The organism is Delftia sp. S65 (genome assembly GCF_016516495.1).
Taxonomy (GTDB): Bacteria; Pseudomonadota; Gammaproteobacteria; order Burkholderiales; family Burkholderiaceae_C; genus Comamonas; species Comamonas acidovorans.
Genome location: NZ_JACVUR010000006.1, coordinates 12669 through 27694 on the forward strand (window position 1 = coordinate 12669; position 15026 = coordinate 27694).

Here is a 15026-nt window from a genome sequence, read left to right on the forward strand (position 1 = left end):
GGCTTTTCTTCCCGGCTTTTCTTCCCGGTTTTTCTTCACGGTTTTTCCTCCCGCTTTTTCCAACCTTTGCACATGACTGCCATGACGCACCACAGCACTCCTGCGGACTTCCGCTTCGCTCCCCACCCCCTCACGCGCCTGATCCGCCAATGCCTGGGCGCCGGCCTGGCCCTGGCCGCCGTGGGCGTGGCGGCCCAGACGGCCGAGGGCCCGGCCCTCAAGGAGGTGACGGTGAGCGACCAGGCCGAGGCCATTGGCGGACTGCAAAAGACCTATGCCGGCGGCCAGATCGCGCGCGGCGGCGACCTGGGCATCCTGGGCAAGACCGACCAGATGAACGTGCCCTTCAGCACGACCAACTACACCTCGGAGCTGATCGAGAACCAGCAGGCGCTGACCATCGCCGACGTGGTGATGAACGACGCCTCGGTGCGCACGCTGCAGGCGCGCGGCGGCTATGGCGATGACTTCCAGGTACGGGGCTTTTCCCTGTCCATGCGCGATGTGTCGGTGAACGGCCTGTACGGCCTGTCGCCCTCCACGCGCCTGCCGCTGGAGGTGATCGAGCGCGTGGAAGTGCTCAAGGGCCCCGGCTCGCTGACCAATGGCGTGGGTCCCAGCGGCAGCATCGGCGGCAGCATCAACGTGGTGACCAAGCGCGCGGGCGACGTGCCGCTGAACCGCCTGACCGCCACCTACATGGGCAAGGCCCAGTTCGGCACCCACCTGGACGTGGGCCGCCGCTTTGGCGAAGACAACCAGTGGGGCGTGCGCGTGAATGGCGTGTGGCGCAACGGCGAAGGCAATATCGACGGCGGCCGCCAGCGCCTGGGCCTGGCATCGGTCGGCCTGGACTACGAAGGCCAGGGCCTGCGCTGGTCGCTGGACGCGCTGACCACCAGCGGCAAGACCACGGAATTCCGCCCGCAAAGCGCCTTCCTGGCCGGCATCACCCAGGTGCCCGCCGTGCCCGACAGCCGCACCAACTTCAATCCGGGCACGGAGCTGCTGGACAAGGCCAAGACCGTGATCTCGCGCGTGGAATACGACATCAACGCCAACACCTCCGTCTACGGCGGCGTGGGCTACAGCGATGTGTCCAGCGACCAGAGCTTCCCCACGGCCGTGCAGCGCATCGACTCGCTGGGCAACTTCACGGTGCGCAACGGCTTCTACGACGAGTTCAACAAGACCACCTCGGCCGACGTGGGCCTGCGCACGCGCTTCAAGACCGGCGCCATCGGCCACACCGTGGTGGCCGCGGCCAACTACATGGACCGCGAGAGCGGCTACTTCTACCAGCTGACCACCAAAGCCGTCCCCTCCAACATCTACAACCCCTCGCCCCTGCCTGCCATCGACTTCGTGCGCGGCGCGCCCACCAAGAACGCCGAGCTGACGCAGCACAGCCTGGCGCTGGCCGACACCATGGCGCTGTTCAGCGACCGCGTGCTGGTGACCGTGGGCCTGCGCGACCAGACCATCGACCAGAAGAACGCCAGCGGCACCACGCTGTACAAGGCCAGCGCCGTGACGCCGCTGGCCGGCGTGGTGTTCAAGCCGCAGAACAATGTCTCGGTCTACGCCAACTACACAGCTGGCCTGTCGGCAGGCGGCACGGCCGGGCCCAACACGGCCAATGCCGGCCAGGTGTTCGCGCCGCAGAAGTCCAAGCAGTACGAAGTGGGCGTGAAGGTGGACTGGGGCCGCATGACCACGCAGGCCGCGCTCTACCAGATCCAGCGCCCGGGCTCCATGACCGACCCGGTGACCAATGTCTACAGCTTCGGCGGCGAGACGCGCAACCGCGGCCTGGAGCTGACCGCCTACGGCGAGATCCACAAGGGTCTGCGCCTGCTGGCCAGCGCGGCCTTCAACAACGCCAAGCTCTCGCGCACGGCAGGCGGCGTGAACCAGGGCAACGATGCCAACGGCGTGCCCGAGCGCACCTTCAACCTGGGCCTGGACTGGGATACGCCCTGGGTGGAGGGCCTGAGCCTGAACGGCCGCGTGATCCACACCTCGTCCATGTACTACGACGCGGCCAACATCCTGCGCATGCCCGGCTGGACACGCCTGGACCTGGGCGCACGCCTGCGCACCCACGTGGCCGGCAAGCCGGTGGTGCTGCGCGCCAGCCTGGAGAACGTCAGCAACAAGAGCTACTGGGTGACTGCCGCCGGCTACACCACCACGGGCGCGCCGCGCACGCTGATGCTGTCGGCACAAGTGGACTTCTAAGCCCCCGGCCACCGGCAACCGCCCCGCCCCCGGCATGGCGCCGGGGGCGCGGTGATGGCGGGGGCCCCAGGCCCCCTTCTGTCAGAGAAAAAACACCCCATGCAAAGCCACACGATCAAGACCTGGGCCTGGTTGCACAAATGGAGCAGCCTGGTCTGCACCGTCTTCATGCTGCTGCTGTGCCTGACCGGCCTTCCGCTGATCTTCCACCACGAAATCGGCCACCTGCTGGGCACCGAGGTGGAGGCCCCGCCCATGCCCCAGGGCACGCCCCATGCCAGCCTGGACAAGGTGCTGGAGGTGGCCCGCGCCCAGCACCCGGACCGCGTGGTGCAGTTCGTCTCCAAGTCCGACGACACCGATGACCTCTGGTTCGTCACCATGACGCCCACGCCGGCGCCCACGGACGACTTCCGCTCCGTGGTCATCGATGCGCGCACGGCCGAGCTGCTGGCCCAGCCGCGCTTCGACCAGGGCTTCATGTGGGTCATGTTCAAGCTGCACGTGGACCTGTTCGCGGGCCTGCCGGGCAAGCTGTTCCTGGGCCTCATGGGGCTGCTGCTGCTGATCGCCATCGTCAGCGGCGTGGTGCTGTACGCGCCCTTCATGCGCAAGCTCGATTTCGGCACCGTGCGCCGCACGCGCCAGCCGCGCCTGAAGTGGCTGGACCTGCACAACCTGCTGGGCATCGTCACCCTGGTGTGGCTGTTCGTGGTGGGCGCCACCGGCATGATCAATACCTGGGCCGACCTGCTGATCAAGTACTGGCAGCATGACCAGCTCAGCAGCGTGCTGGCGCCCTACCAGGGCCAGGACACGGTGCCGGTGGCGGAGCGCGCCTCGCTGCAGCAATCGCTGCAGGCCGCCCAGCAGCAGGTGCCGGGCACCAAGCTGTACTTCATCGCCTTCCCCGGCACCACGTTCTCCAGCCCGCACCACCACACCTTCTTCCTGCGTGGCAACGAGCCCCTGACCTCGCGCCTGTTCCTGCCCGTGCTGGTGGACGCCAAGACCGCCCAGGTCACGGCCGCGCCCGCCCTGCCCTGGTATCTGACGGCGCTGCTGGTGTCCCAGCCGCTGCACTTCGGCGACTACGGCGGGCGGGCCATGCAGATCCTCTGGGCGCTGCTGGACATCGCCAGCATCATCGTGCTGGGCACGGGCCTGTACCTGTGGGTCAAAAAGGGCAAGAGCGTGCCGGCCCCGCAACCCGCGCCGCGCGGCAAGGAGATCACGGCATGAGCGGCGCGCAACACCGGGGCTTTCTCGCCCTCTGGGGCTGGCCCATCGCGCTGGGCGTGCTGACGGCCATCGGCCTGGTCTCGGCCCTGTTCAGCGACGGCGGCCTTGGCGACATGCTGGCCGGCGTCTGCCTGGCCATTCCCACGGCGGCGGGAATCTGGCACGGCTGGGTGCGGCGCAGCCCGCCGCAATGACGGCGGGATGGCGCAATGGCGGAATGGCGGGCGCGGTGTCAGCCGCGCCGGGGTCGCTGGCCCGCGCCGTCCAGCATTCCCAGCAGGGCCGCGCCCAGTTGCCGCCAGGCATCGGTGGCGCCGGCCCAGTCGCTGGCCAGGCAGGCCTGCTCCAGCGTCTGCGCCAGGCCGCTGGCCTGCTCGTGCCCCAGCAGGCGCAGCACGCTTTTGAGGTTGTGCGCCAGCCGGCGCAGCGCCGCGGCATCACGCGCGGCCAGCAGGTTTTCGCCCAGCGCCACATCGTCGGGCAACTGCGCAAGACAGCTGGCGCGGTAGCTGTGGAACAGGGCGGCATCGCCGCCGAAGTAGCTGGAGACGGCGGCTGGGCCGCCATCCGCCGGCACATCCGCCGGCATATCCGCACCGGCAGCTTGCACGCTGGCTGGCGCGGGCGAGCCGGCCGGTTGCGCCGCCAGCACCGATTCCACGCAGTCCACCAGTTGCGCCACCGACACGGGCTTGCGCAGCACGCCCCAGACCTGCAGTTGCTCCAGCCGCAGCGCCACGTCGGCCCGCACGCCGGCGCTGAAGACCACGGCGCTGCAGCCTGCCTGCGGGGAGTTGCGCAGCCATTCGATGAGCTCGACCCCGGAGGCGCCGGGCAGCATCAGGTCGGTGATCAGCAGGGCAAAGGGCTGGCTCTGCAGCAGGCTCTGCGCCTGCTCCGCACTCGCGCAGGACACCAGGGTGAGGGGCATTCCCTCCAGCGCCAGCGTGACGAATCGCGCAATCGAGGCATCGTCCTCCACCAGCAGGACCGCAGGATGGGCCGGATTCACGCTGCCTGCCTGCCCAGCAGCTCGCCCAGCGCCTCGGGCAGCTCCTGCACGAGCTGGGGTTTGTGGATCACGCGCGCGCCGCCCAGCGCAAAGGCGTAGGCCTCGCGCTCTGCCGCATCCAGCGAGGTGACCACCAGCAGCTTGCAGCGCGCGAACTGCTCATGCGTGCGCAAGGTGGTGATGAGGGCGGCGCCATCGATGTCGGGCAGCAGGATGTCCACCAGCAGCACGTCGGGCTGGATCTGCCCGTACAGCGCCATGCCGGTGATCCCGTCGTGCGCCACGTGCAGCTGCACGTCGGGAAAGTGGCGCTGCACCAGCAGGCGCACCAGGTTCTGGAAGTGCACGGAGTCCTCGATCAGCAGCACGCGCGGGCCCGTGCCGGCCTGCGCGGGAGCGGGCGCCGGGGCCGCCGCTGGCGCCCCGGACGTGGTGGCCGCATCGCCCTGCCTGCCGCGCCAGCGCTCCACGGAGGCGCGCGTGATGCGCCGGTGCCCCCCGGGGGTCTTCCAGGCCTCCAGATCGCCGCGATCGACCATGAGCTGAACCGACCGCACCGCCATGCCCAGCAGCTTGGCCACCTCAGCGGTCGTGTAGTGCGGAATTTGGCCTGGTGGGGTGCTGTTCTCGGACATGGCAGCAATTTTGCATCAAATACGATTAAAAAAAACAATACAAATTTGATGAATTTGATATTTATGATTCAATCCAACGCAGAAACCTTCAACTGCGTTGCGAAAGGCCCGCCATGAAGAAGATACTGATCGCCGAAGACCAAGCCGACATCCGCAAGCTGTTGCGCATGACGCTGGAGTCCAGCGCATACGAAGTCATGGAGGCGCCGACCGGTGACGAAGCCTGGGCCCTGGCCCAGCGCAGCCAGCCCGATGTCGTGCTGCTGGACATGATGATGCCGGGGACGCTGGACGGCCTGGAGGTGTGCTGCCGCATCAAGACCTCCTACGACCTGCGGCACACGCGGGTGATCCTGCTGACGGCCCGGGGCAGTGCGCAGGACCGCGAGGCGGGCTTCAATGCCGGTGCCGACGAATACCTGCTCAAGCCCTTCAGCCCGAACCGGCTGCTGGAGACCCTGGCCAGTCTTTACAGGAGCGACTGATGACGATGCACACGCAGGCCGCCGCGGGCCGATGGCAGATACCGTCCGGGAACGCCGCGCGCCTGTCCGCGCTGGTGCGGGCCGCCGTGCAGGCCGTTGTGCTGCCCGCTGTGCTGCCCGTTGTGCAGGCGCTGCTGCTGGCACTGGTGCCGGTCTGGGTGGCGGTGCTGGCCATGGGGCCTGGCGCAGCACGGGCCGGCGAGGTGCTGGACCGCGTGGCCAGCAGCCACACGCTGAAGGTCTGCATCTGGCCCGACTACTACGGCATCACCTACCGTGACGCACGCACGGGCAGGCTCACGGGCATCGACGCGGAGCTCTCGGCAGAGCTGGCCAAGGACCTGGGCGCGCGGCTGCAGCATGTGGACTCGTCCTTCTCGCGGCTGGTGCCCGACCTGCTGGAGTCGCGCTGCGACGTGGCCATGTTCGCCGTCGGCATCCTGCCGCAGCGCCAGCAGCAGCTGCGCTTCACCCAGCCCTACCTGAGCAGCGATATCTACGGCATCACCACCAAGAGCAACCCCGCCGTGCGCAGCTGGGCCGACATCGACCAGCCCGGCGTGCAGGTGGCCGTGCAGCGCGGCACCTTCATGGAGCCGGTCATGCGCGAGTCGCTCAAGCATGCGCACCTGGTGCTGGTGGAGCCGCCGCAAACCCGCGAAAAGGAACTCATGGCCGGGCGCGTGGACGTGTTCATGACCGACTACCCGTACAGCCGCAAGCTGCTGGACAGTTCGGACTGGGTGCAGCTGATCGCGCCGCCCCAGCCCTTCCATGTGCTGCCCTACGGCTATGCGGCCAGCCCTGCCGACGCCCAGTGGCTGGCGCGCCTGAACCAGTTCGTCTCGGACATCAAGCGCGACGGCCGCCTGGCCAGGGCCGCGCGCCACAACGGCCTGACCGCCATCGTCGCGCCCTGAAACTTCCGATGGAGCACCTTCATCATGTCTGAACGAGCTGCCGCGCATCATTTTCTCGGAGCCCGGCGCAGTGCCCACATCAAGGCACTGGTGCTGACCTTTGCACTGTGCGTGCTTGCCGGACTGGTGCTCTTCGTCTGGAGCCAGCTGCATGCCGATGCGGACCAGAGCAAGTCCCAGGCCTCGCTGCTGGCCCGCGTGCTGGAGGACCAGACGGCCAAGACCTTCGAGAACACCGAAATGGCCCTGGCCAGCCTGGCGCACAACCCGGCCATCGTGGCCGCAGGCAGTGGGCGCGGCACGCGCGAGGCCGCCATGGCCCTGCTGATCGCCCAGTTGCCCTACCTGCGCAGCATGGCGCTGATCGACGACAAGGGCCTCATCCTGGCCAGCACCCAGGCCGGGGAGGCCGGCCAGCAGATCAACACGCAGGATCTGCTGCACGACAAGGCGGCCGTCCTCGTCCCCGGCAAGCCCCAGCTGGGCCGGCTGGTGCCCGGCCGCAGCCTGTCGTCGCTGGCGCCACGGGCGCATCCGACGCCGCGCGGCGTGTCCTTTCTGCCGCAGTTGCTGACCTTCCACCAGGACAACGGCATGCCCGCCGTGCTGGTGGCCCTGATCAATCCCGACGCCGTGGCCAACTTCTACCAGTCCACGCTGGAGACCCTCAGCTACGAGGCCGTGCTGCTGACCTATGACGGCCGGCCCCTGGCCAGCACCAATGAGGGCACGGGCGTGCAGGCAGCCGCCGCGCTGCAGACGCCGCTGTTCCAGGAATGGCTGCCGCACAGCGAATTCGGCTCCTACATCGGCGCGGGCATGCTGGGCCGCCACCAGATCGTGTCGTTCCGCACCGTGCGCAACTGGCCGCTGCTGCTGGTGGTGGAGGAGCCCTACGCGGCCATGGTGGCGCGCTGGCGGGACAACGCCTTTGCCTTCTTCGTGGCTGGCGTGGCCCTGCTGGCCCTGGTGCTGGGACTGAGCTGGTCGGTGCTCAAGACCCGCAGGGTCCAGAAGTCGGCACTGCAGGCCATGGAGCAGGCACAGGCGCGCCTGGCGCGCAGCGAGCATGAGATGGCCGTGCTCATGCGCAGCGTGCAGGAGCTGATCTTTCGCACCGACAGCCAGGGACTGCTGACCTTCGTGAACGCGCGCTGGGAGCAGCTGACCGGCCAGCCCAGCGCCGAGGCCGTGGGCCAGCCGCTGGAGAACATCGTGGACGGCTCGTACCTGGCGCAGATCCAGGCCCTGCTCGATCCCCTGGCCCGGCTGGCACCGCGCAACTGCCAGGCCATGTTCCGCCTGCCGGGCAACCGGGAGATGCTCTGCGACATCGCCGTGGTTCCCCTGCTGCGCGACGGCCGGCTGGTGGGCTTTGCCGGCAGCGCCGTGGACGTGACCGCCCGCTGGAAGGCCCAGCAGGAACTGCAGACCCAGCTGGCCTTCCAGCATCTGCTGTTCGAGACCACGCCCCTGCCCATGCTGGTCACCGACGCGGACCAGCGCGTGGCCCTGGTCAACAAGGCCTGGGAGGACTTCTTCGGCCGGGGCCGCTACGCCGTGCTCGGCCACGAGATCAAGGGCCTGCACGCGCGCGACGATGCCCTGCTGCAGATGCGCAGCAACCAGGTCGTGATGCGCTCGGGCCAGCGCATGATGGTGGAGGCCCGGCTGCCCCATGTGGACGGCAGCTACCGCGATGTGCAGATCTCCAAGGCAGCCGTCAAGAATGCCCAGGGCCAGATCACCGGCGTGCTCAGCATTTTTGTGGACGTGAGCGAATTCCGCGCAGCCGAGCATGCCACCCGCGAAGCCCGCGACGCGGCCGAAGAGGCCTTCCGCGTGAAATCGGAATTCGTGGCCAACATGAGCCACGAGCTGCGCACCCCGCTGCAGTCCATCATGGGCTTTGCCGAGCTCGGCGGCCTGCGCTCGCGCGGCAATCCCGCCATGGCCGACATGTTCAACGACATCCACGAGGCGGGCATACGCATGCTGGCCCTGGTCAACGACCTGCTGGACGTGGCCAAGCTGGAAAGCGCCGTGGGCACCATCCACGTGGAGCGCACCGACCTCAGGAGCCTGATCCGGCCCGTGGTGCGCGAGCTGGAGCCGCAGCAGCAGCAAAAGCTGATCGACCTGCGGCTGGAGCTCGACGACACGCCGCTGATCGCCAAGGCCGACCCCGTGCGCTTCCAGCAGGTGGTGCGCAATGTGCTGGCCAATGCCATCAAGTTCTCGCCCATTGGCGGGCGCATCGATGTGCAGGGCCGCATCGATGAACAGGGCGATATCTGCATCGCCGTCTCCGACCAGGGGCCGGGCATTCCTCCGCAGGAGCTGGACAAGATCTTCCAGCCCTTCGTGCAGTCCAGCAAAACCCGCAACGGCTCGGGCGGCACCGGCCTGGGCCTGGCCATCTGCCGCAAGATCATCGACGCCATGGACGGCACCATCGCCGCCAGCAACCGCTCCGAAGGCGGGTCGCTGTTTCGCATCACCCTGCCCTGCCGCACCGGCGCATCGGAGACGCGGCCGGCGGAGTTGCTGTAGCGGAGCCAGACAGGGCAGAGCGCGCGTGGGCATTCGGCAACAAATGAGAAAAAGTCTCATTTAGAATGCCGCAACCCTGCTCCCTGAACCTGCCGGTCGGCACGCCCGGCCTCCATTCCCGTTCGTATGACACGCCATCCGACTCCCGCAGCCTGGCTGGGCCTGGACCTGCGCTGGGCCTACGGCAGCCTGCTGCCCGCCATCTGGCGCAGCACGCGCTGCATCCACCGTGCGCAGGATGTGCTGCATGACGCCTTCGTGCGCTACGCCCTCAGCGGCAGGCATGAAGGCATCGCCCAGCCGCACGCCTATCTGCGCGTGGTGGCGCGTACCGTGCTCGCGGACCAGATGGCGCATGAACGCCGCTTCGTGCCCCTGCCCGACCTGGCAGGCGAGCCGGACTCCCCGGCCCCCGGCAGGCGCGCGGACGCCATCGCAGTGCAGGAAGCATTCACCGCGCCTTCCGCCGAGGTGCTGGCCGATCTGCAGCAGCGCCTGGCCGCTGCGCAGCGGGTCATCGAAGGGCTTCCCCCGCGCTGCCGCGAGGTGTTTTGGCTGTGCAAGGTGGAAGGCCATTCGCAGCCCAGGATTGCCGCCACGCTGGGCATCAGCCTGAACATGGTGGAGCGCCACCTGATGCGCGCCCTGCTGGACCTGCGCGCCGCGCGCGAGCTGCTCGCGCCATGACCACGCCGCGCGAAGAGGCCGCGCGCTGGTTCATACGCATGCACCGGGATGCGGGAGCGCAGCCCGGCGCCGCCGACGCCGCCGCCTGGCGCACCTGGATGGACGCCGACCCGCGCCACGCCGCCGAATACGCCGCCTTCGAGGCGCTGTGGCAGGACTTCGACTCCACGCCCCGCACCGAGGCCCTGGCCACGGCCGTGAACACCGCCGCACGCCAGCGCCGCAACACGCGCCGCGCAGCCATCACCCGCGGCGTGCTGGGCGTTGCCGGCCTGGGCACGGCGGGCCTGCTGGCATGGCGCGGCTGGCTTGAATGGCAGGACACCACCGTGTTCGCCCTGGCCCGCGACAGTGCGATTGGCGAACGCATCGTGCTGAACCTGCCCGACGCCAGCGTGCTGACCCTGGGACCGGCCAGCCGCATCGCCACGCGCTACACGCGCCGCCAGCGCGCCGTGGTGCTGGAGCGGGGCGAGGCCCTGTTCGACGTGGCCAGGGATGCAGACCGCCACTTCACCATCGACGCAGGCCAGGCGCGCATCACCGTGCTGGGCACGCGCTTCACCGTCAACCGGCTGCCGGGCCTGGTGCGGGTGAGCGTGGAGCATGGCACGGTGCGTTTGGCGGTGAAAGGTGCTGAAGGAGCACCGTCCTTGCTGCTGCAGGCGGGCGAAGTGGGGGAACTGCCGGACGAAAGCGCCGGTGCCGCACCCGGTGCCGCACCCGGTGCCGATGGCGCCCACGCCAGCCCCCTCCCCCGCCGCGTACAGCGCGATGCGCGCGACAGCTTCTCGTCCATCGAACGCGGCCTCATCGTCTTCGACAGCGCCGGGCTGGGCGAGATCGCGGCCACGCTGTCGCGCTGGCGCCGCCAGCCCGTGCGTGCGGCCGTAGCCGACGGCACGGGCGGGCCGCGCATCACGGCCGCCGTGCAGCGCGCCGATGTGGAGAGCTTCCTGGACGCGCTGCCGCGCATCGCCGCCGTGCGCGTGCAGGAGCGCGACGGCGCCACCTGGCTGGCCCCGCGCAGCACGGCGCCGGAAAAAATCCGGAAAAACTGAAAAAAAGCGGCCAACACACATCAGGGATCCGGCGGGCTGCCCCGTCATACAGGCGAGCACAACCGATTTCCAGGAGAACGTTCCCGCCATGCCCGCCCGCCCTCTTTCCTCCCGCCCGGCACGCGCCTGCCTGTCCCTGCTCGCCTGCGCGGCGGCACTGGCCTGCACGCCAGCCCTGGCCGCCCCTGCCGACATCGACCTGCCGGCCCAGCCGCTGTCCGACGCCATCAAGGCCCTGGCGCGCGCCACCGGCACCAGCATCGCGGCCGACAGCGCCCTGCTGGCAGGCAAGACCGCGCCCGCCGTCCAGGGCCGCCTGGAGCCGGCCGAGGCACTGCAGCGCCTGCTGGCCGGCAGCGGGCTGCAAGCCTCTGCCCAGCCCCAGGGCGGCTGGCTGCTGCGCCCCGCCCCGGCGCGCCCGCAGACCGCGCTGGACGAAGTGCGGGTGACGGCCACGGCCCTGCGCGACGGCCGCACGGAAGGCACGGGCAGCTACCGGGCGCCCTATGCCAGCGCGGCCACCAAGATCGAGCTGACGGCGCGGGAGACGCCGCAGTCCGTGTCCGTGATCTCGCGCGCGCAACTCGATGACCAGAACTTCGTGGAGCTCACCGAAGCCGCCAAGGTGGTGCCCGGCATCGTCGTGCGCCGGCAAAGCAGCACGGGCGGGCGCAGCGACATCCTCTCGCGCGGCTACCAGTCCTCCACCTACCAGTTGGACGGTCTCACCGTCAGCGGCAACCCGGCCACCCAGGAAACGCTGGACCTGGCCCTGTTCGACCGGGTCGAGGCCCTGCGCGGGCCGGCCGGGCTGTTCTCGGGCGCGGGCGAGCCCAGCGTCATGCTCAACCTGGTGCGCAAGCGCGCCCTGCCGGACTACCAGGGCCAGGGCGCCATCGGCCTGGGCTCGCGGGGCCGCAAGCGGGCCGAGGTGGATGTCACCGGCCCGCTGTCCGAAGATGGCCGCCTGCGTGGCCGGGTGGTGGCGCTGCACGAGAACTTCGGCAGCCCCGTGATGGCCATGGACGGCCACAAGCAGGCCCTGTATGGCACGGTGGAGCTGGACATCACTTCCCAGAGCACGGTCTCGGTGGGCGCCACCTGGCAGCGCGGCCGGGGCAACTACGACACCGGCCTGCCCGCCCACGCCGACGGCAGGCTGGCCCCCATTCCGCGCGACGTGGCCATTGCCGCCGACTGGGGCCGCGCCGCGCCCGAATCGCTGGCCGGCTTCATCGAGTCCGAGACGCGGCTCGACGGCGGCGGCCTTTTCAAGGTGGCCGCACGCCGCGTGCTGCGCCAGCAGCGCGACAAGTACATCAACGGCTACTCGGCCGTCTCGGACACCGGCATCAGCCGCTTCACCCAGGCCCAGACCGTGGACCGCGACTATGCCGACACCACGGCCGACATCTACTACAGCACGCCCTGGCAATGGGCCGGGCAGACGCACCATTTCATCGCGGGCGCGGACTACCGCAGCTCCAACATGCACCTGCGCATGCTGCGCGGCGCCATGAACACGCCGGCCGACCTGTTCCACTACGACCCCTCCTCCATCCCCGAGCCCAGCTTCAAGCCCTTTGCCGACGACATCACGCGCACCAGCCTGCGCGGCGTCTACGGCCAGTTGCGCATCAAGCCCACGCAGGCCCTCACCCTGGTGGCGGGCGCGCGCAAGAGCTGGTGGAAGACAGAAACCTCGGACCGGCTGCAGAACACGCGCTCGGGCTACGAGGTCGATGGCCAGTTCACGCCCTTCGGCGCCGTGCTCTTCGATCTGAACGACAGCTGGACGCTCTACGCCAGCCAGTCGCGCATCTTCCAGCCGCAAAGCGGGCGCCTGGCCGGCGGCGGCCAGATCGCCCCGCGCGAGGGCCGGCAGGTGGAGGCCGGCATCAAGGGCAGCCTGCTGGACGGCCGCCTGAGCGCCACCGCCGCCATCTACCGCATGCAGGACACCAACCGCGCGCTGGCCGATCCTGGCGACGCCGCCTTCGTCATCCCCGCAGGCAAGGTGCGCTCCGAAGGCTTCGAGGCCGAAGTGGTCGGCTCGCTGTCGCCGCGCTGGGACGTGGCAGCCAGCTACGCCTACATGCGCTCCAAATACCTGCAGGGCACCGTCACACAGACGGGCACCGACTTCAGCACCATGTCACCGCGCCACAGCGTGAACCTGTGGGCGCGCTACCGCGTGGCCGGCCCCGTGGCCCAGGGGCTGGAGCTGGGCGCGGGCGTGCGCGCCGTCAGCGAGTTCTACGACACCCTGGGCACCGTGCGCTGGCGCGCGGGCGGCTACGGCGTCTGGTCCGTCTATGCCGCCTACCCGCTCACCCCCAAGGTCAAGCTGGCCGTGAACATCGACAACCTCTTCGACCGCGTCTACTGGGAGCGCGTGGGCACGGCCACACGCAGCAACTACTACGGCCTGCCGCGCAGCATCATGGTCACGCTGCGCAGCAGTTTCTGATCCCGTCGCCAGAGGGCGTGCGCCGCAGAAGGCTGCCGCGCCCCCTGCCTGCCGCGCAGGCATTCAATACATCGACACCATCGAATGATTTCTCACAAATAATTCAATAGATCCACACAATGCATGGATTTACGCTTGTGTCCATCGCCGGCAGCCGCCGCCAGCCAAGACACACGCCATTGCCATGCAAGACCGTTTCCTGATCGAGCGCATCGAGGCGCGGATCCTCGACATTCCCACCATCCGTCCGCACAAGCTGTCGTTCGGCTCCATCAGCCGGCAAAGCCCGGTGATCGTGCAGCTGTGGCTGCGTAATGGCGCCACGGGCTTTGGCGAGGCCGCCACCATTGGCGGCCCGTCGTGGAACGAGGAATCGCCCGAGAGCATCCACCACGCCATCACCAACCACCTGGCGCCCAGCCTGATCGGCCAGGACGGCGCGCGCTTCGAGGCCTGCCTCTCGCGCATGGACCTGGCCTGCAAGGGCAATGCCTTTGCCAAGAGCGCCGTCGAGATCGCGCTGCTGGACGCCGTGGCCCGCAGCCTGCAGTTGCCGCTGTGGCAATTGCTGGGCGGCAAGCAGCGCGACAGCCTGCCCCTGGCCTGGACGCTGGCCAGCGGCGACATCGAGCGTGACCTGGCCGAGGCCCAGCTGCGCCTGGAACAAAAGCGCCACCGCATCTTCAAGATGAAGATCGGCGCGCGCACGCCTGAAGCCGATGTGGCCCATGTAAGCGAGATCGCGCGCGGCCTGCAGGGCCGCGCCACGCTGACCGTGGACGTGAACCAGGCCTGGGACGGCGCCACGGCGCGGCGCTTTCTGCCGCAGCTGATCGATGCCGGCGTGACCCTGATCGAGCAGCCCGTGGCCGGCTGGAACGTGCCCGCGCTGCGCGAGCTGACGGCCACGCTGCAGGGCGCCCTGGTCATGGCCGACGAGAGCGTGTGCACGCCCTACGACGCCATGCGCCTGGCGCGCGAGCAGGCCAGCCATGTGTTCTCGCTCAAGGTGGCCAAGCACGGCGGCCTGCTGCGCACGCGCAAGGTGGCGGCCATTGCCCAGGCGGCCGACATCGGCTGGTACGGCGGCACCATGCTGGAGACCTCGATCGGCTCGGCCGCCTCGGCCCATGTCTTTGCCACGCTGGGCGGGCAGCACTACAACTGCGAGCTGTTCGGCCCCCAGCTGCTGGTGGACGACATCGTCACCGAGCGCATGGCCATCCGCGACTTCGAGCTGCAACTGCCCGACGGGCCCGGCCTGGGCTTGGAGATCGACCTGCAGCAGCTGGACCGCTTCGACCGCGCGCTGGCCGGCAGCCAGCCGCAGCACTTCGACATGGGGCAGGCCCGGACCGGGGCTGCGACCTGAATTCCTTTCATTCCTCCTGGAGACAAACATGCTTTATCTGGTCCGCATGGACGTGAAGATCCCCCACGACCTGCCCGCCGACGTGGCAGCCGAGATCAAGGCCCGCGAGAAGGCCTATTCCCAGCAGCTGCAGCACGACGGACGCTGGCCCCACATCTGGCGCGTGGTGGGCGAGTACGCCAACTACAGCGTGTTCGACGTGGCTTCCAACGACGAGCTGCACGAGCTGCTGCAGGGCCTGCCGCTGTTCCCCTACATGGACATCCAGGTCACGCCGCTGGCAAGGCATCCCTCGGCCATCGCCTGAGCACAGCCCAAACCAAGACCAAATTTTTCGGAGACAACTGA

General features: G+C 69.1%; 13 protein-coding genes. 11 read left to right on the forward strand and 2 right to left on the reverse strand.

Annotated elements, in window-relative coordinates:
- Positions 1-72: 72 nt before the first annotated feature.
- The 3 genes from IAE24_RS07520 (at position 73) to IAE24_RS07530 (ending at position 3677) form a co-directional block, all read left to right on the forward strand.
- Positions 73-2241 (forward strand): TonB-dependent receptor, encoded by a 2169-nt coding sequence (locus IAE24_RS07520; protein WP_043796444.1) that lies wholly within the window; start codon positions 73-75, stop codon positions 2239-2241.
- A 99-nt stretch (positions 2242-2340) separates the two neighbouring features.
- Positions 2341-3483 (forward strand): PepSY-associated TM helix domain-containing protein, encoded by a 1143-nt coding sequence (locus tag IAE24_RS07525; protein WP_198818821.1) that lies wholly within the window; start codon positions 2341-2343, stop codon positions 3481-3483.
- Positions 3480-3677, forward strand: a complete 198-nt coding sequence (locus IAE24_RS07530) for a hypothetical protein (protein ID WP_063327065.1) — start codon at positions 3480-3482, stop codon at positions 3675-3677. The genes IAE24_RS07525 and IAE24_RS07530 overlap by 4 nt, the downstream gene beginning before the upstream one ends.
- A 38-nt stretch (positions 3678-3715) precedes the next feature.
- Here IAE24_RS07530 and IAE24_RS07535 read toward each other — a convergent pair whose 3' ends face one another.
- Together IAE24_RS07535 and IAE24_RS07540 are read right to left on the reverse strand one after the other, a co-directional pair.
- A complete protein-coding gene (locus IAE24_RS07535) occupies positions 3716-4495 on the reverse strand; it encodes a response regulator (protein ID WP_199960112.1) in 780 nt (259 codons plus the stop codon).
- Positions 4492-5130 carry a response regulator gene (locus tag IAE24_RS07540; protein WP_012203799.1) on the reverse strand — a complete coding sequence of 213 codons (639 nt, stop codon included), beginning with the start codon at positions 5128-5130 and terminating at the stop codon, positions 4492-4494. The genes IAE24_RS07535 and IAE24_RS07540 overlap by 4 nt, the downstream gene beginning before the upstream one ends.
- Positions 5131-5243: 113 nt before the next feature.
- Between IAE24_RS07540 and IAE24_RS07545 the strand changes: the two genes are divergently transcribed.
- From IAE24_RS07545 to catC, 8 genes are all read left to right on the forward strand, one after another.
- A complete protein-coding gene (locus IAE24_RS07545) occupies positions 5244-5615 on the forward strand; it encodes a response regulator transcription factor (RefSeq protein WP_012203798.1) in 372 nt (123 codons plus the stop codon).
- Positions 5615-6535, forward strand: coding sequence for an ABC transporter substrate-binding protein (locus IAE24_RS07550; protein WP_199960113.1), 921 nt, complete (start codon positions 5615-5617; stop codon positions 6533-6535). Before IAE24_RS07545 ends, IAE24_RS07550 begins: the two co-directional genes overlap by 1 nt.
- A gap of 24 nt (positions 6536-6559) precedes the next feature.
- Positions 6560-9088 (forward strand): sensor histidine kinase, encoded by a 2529-nt coding sequence (locus tag IAE24_RS07555; RefSeq protein WP_013803879.1) that lies wholly within the window; start codon positions 6560-6562, stop codon positions 9086-9088.
- 126 nt (positions 9089-9214) lie between these two features.
- The gene (locus IAE24_RS07560) at positions 9215-9775 is read left to right on the forward strand and encodes an RNA polymerase sigma factor (protein WP_180317893.1); all 561 of its coding nucleotides are present in this window, start codon (positions 9215-9217) and stop codon (positions 9773-9775) included.
- Positions 9772-10836: a FecR family protein gene (locus IAE24_RS07565; protein ID WP_123692782.1), complete on the forward strand. Its 1065-nt coding sequence runs from the start codon at positions 9772-9774 to the stop codon at positions 10834-10836. Before IAE24_RS07560 ends, IAE24_RS07565 begins: the two co-directional genes overlap by 4 nt.
- An 88-nt stretch (positions 10837-10924) precedes the next feature.
- Positions 10925-13306, forward strand: coding sequence for a TonB-dependent siderophore receptor (locus IAE24_RS07570; protein WP_199960114.1), 2382 nt, complete (start codon positions 10925-10927; stop codon positions 13304-13306).
- A gap of 184 nt (positions 13307-13490) precedes the next feature.
- Positions 13491-14678: a muconate cycloisomerase family protein gene (locus tag IAE24_RS07575; RefSeq protein ID WP_199960115.1), complete on the forward strand. Its 1188-nt coding sequence runs from the start codon at positions 13491-13493 to the stop codon at positions 14676-14678.
- A gap of 28 nt (positions 14679-14706) precedes the next feature.
- Positions 14707-14985, forward strand: a complete 279-nt coding sequence (gene catC, locus IAE24_RS07580; RefSeq protein WP_012203794.1) for a muconolactone Delta-isomerase — start codon at positions 14707-14709, stop codon at positions 14983-14985.
- Positions 14986-15026 lie beyond the last annotated feature (41 nt).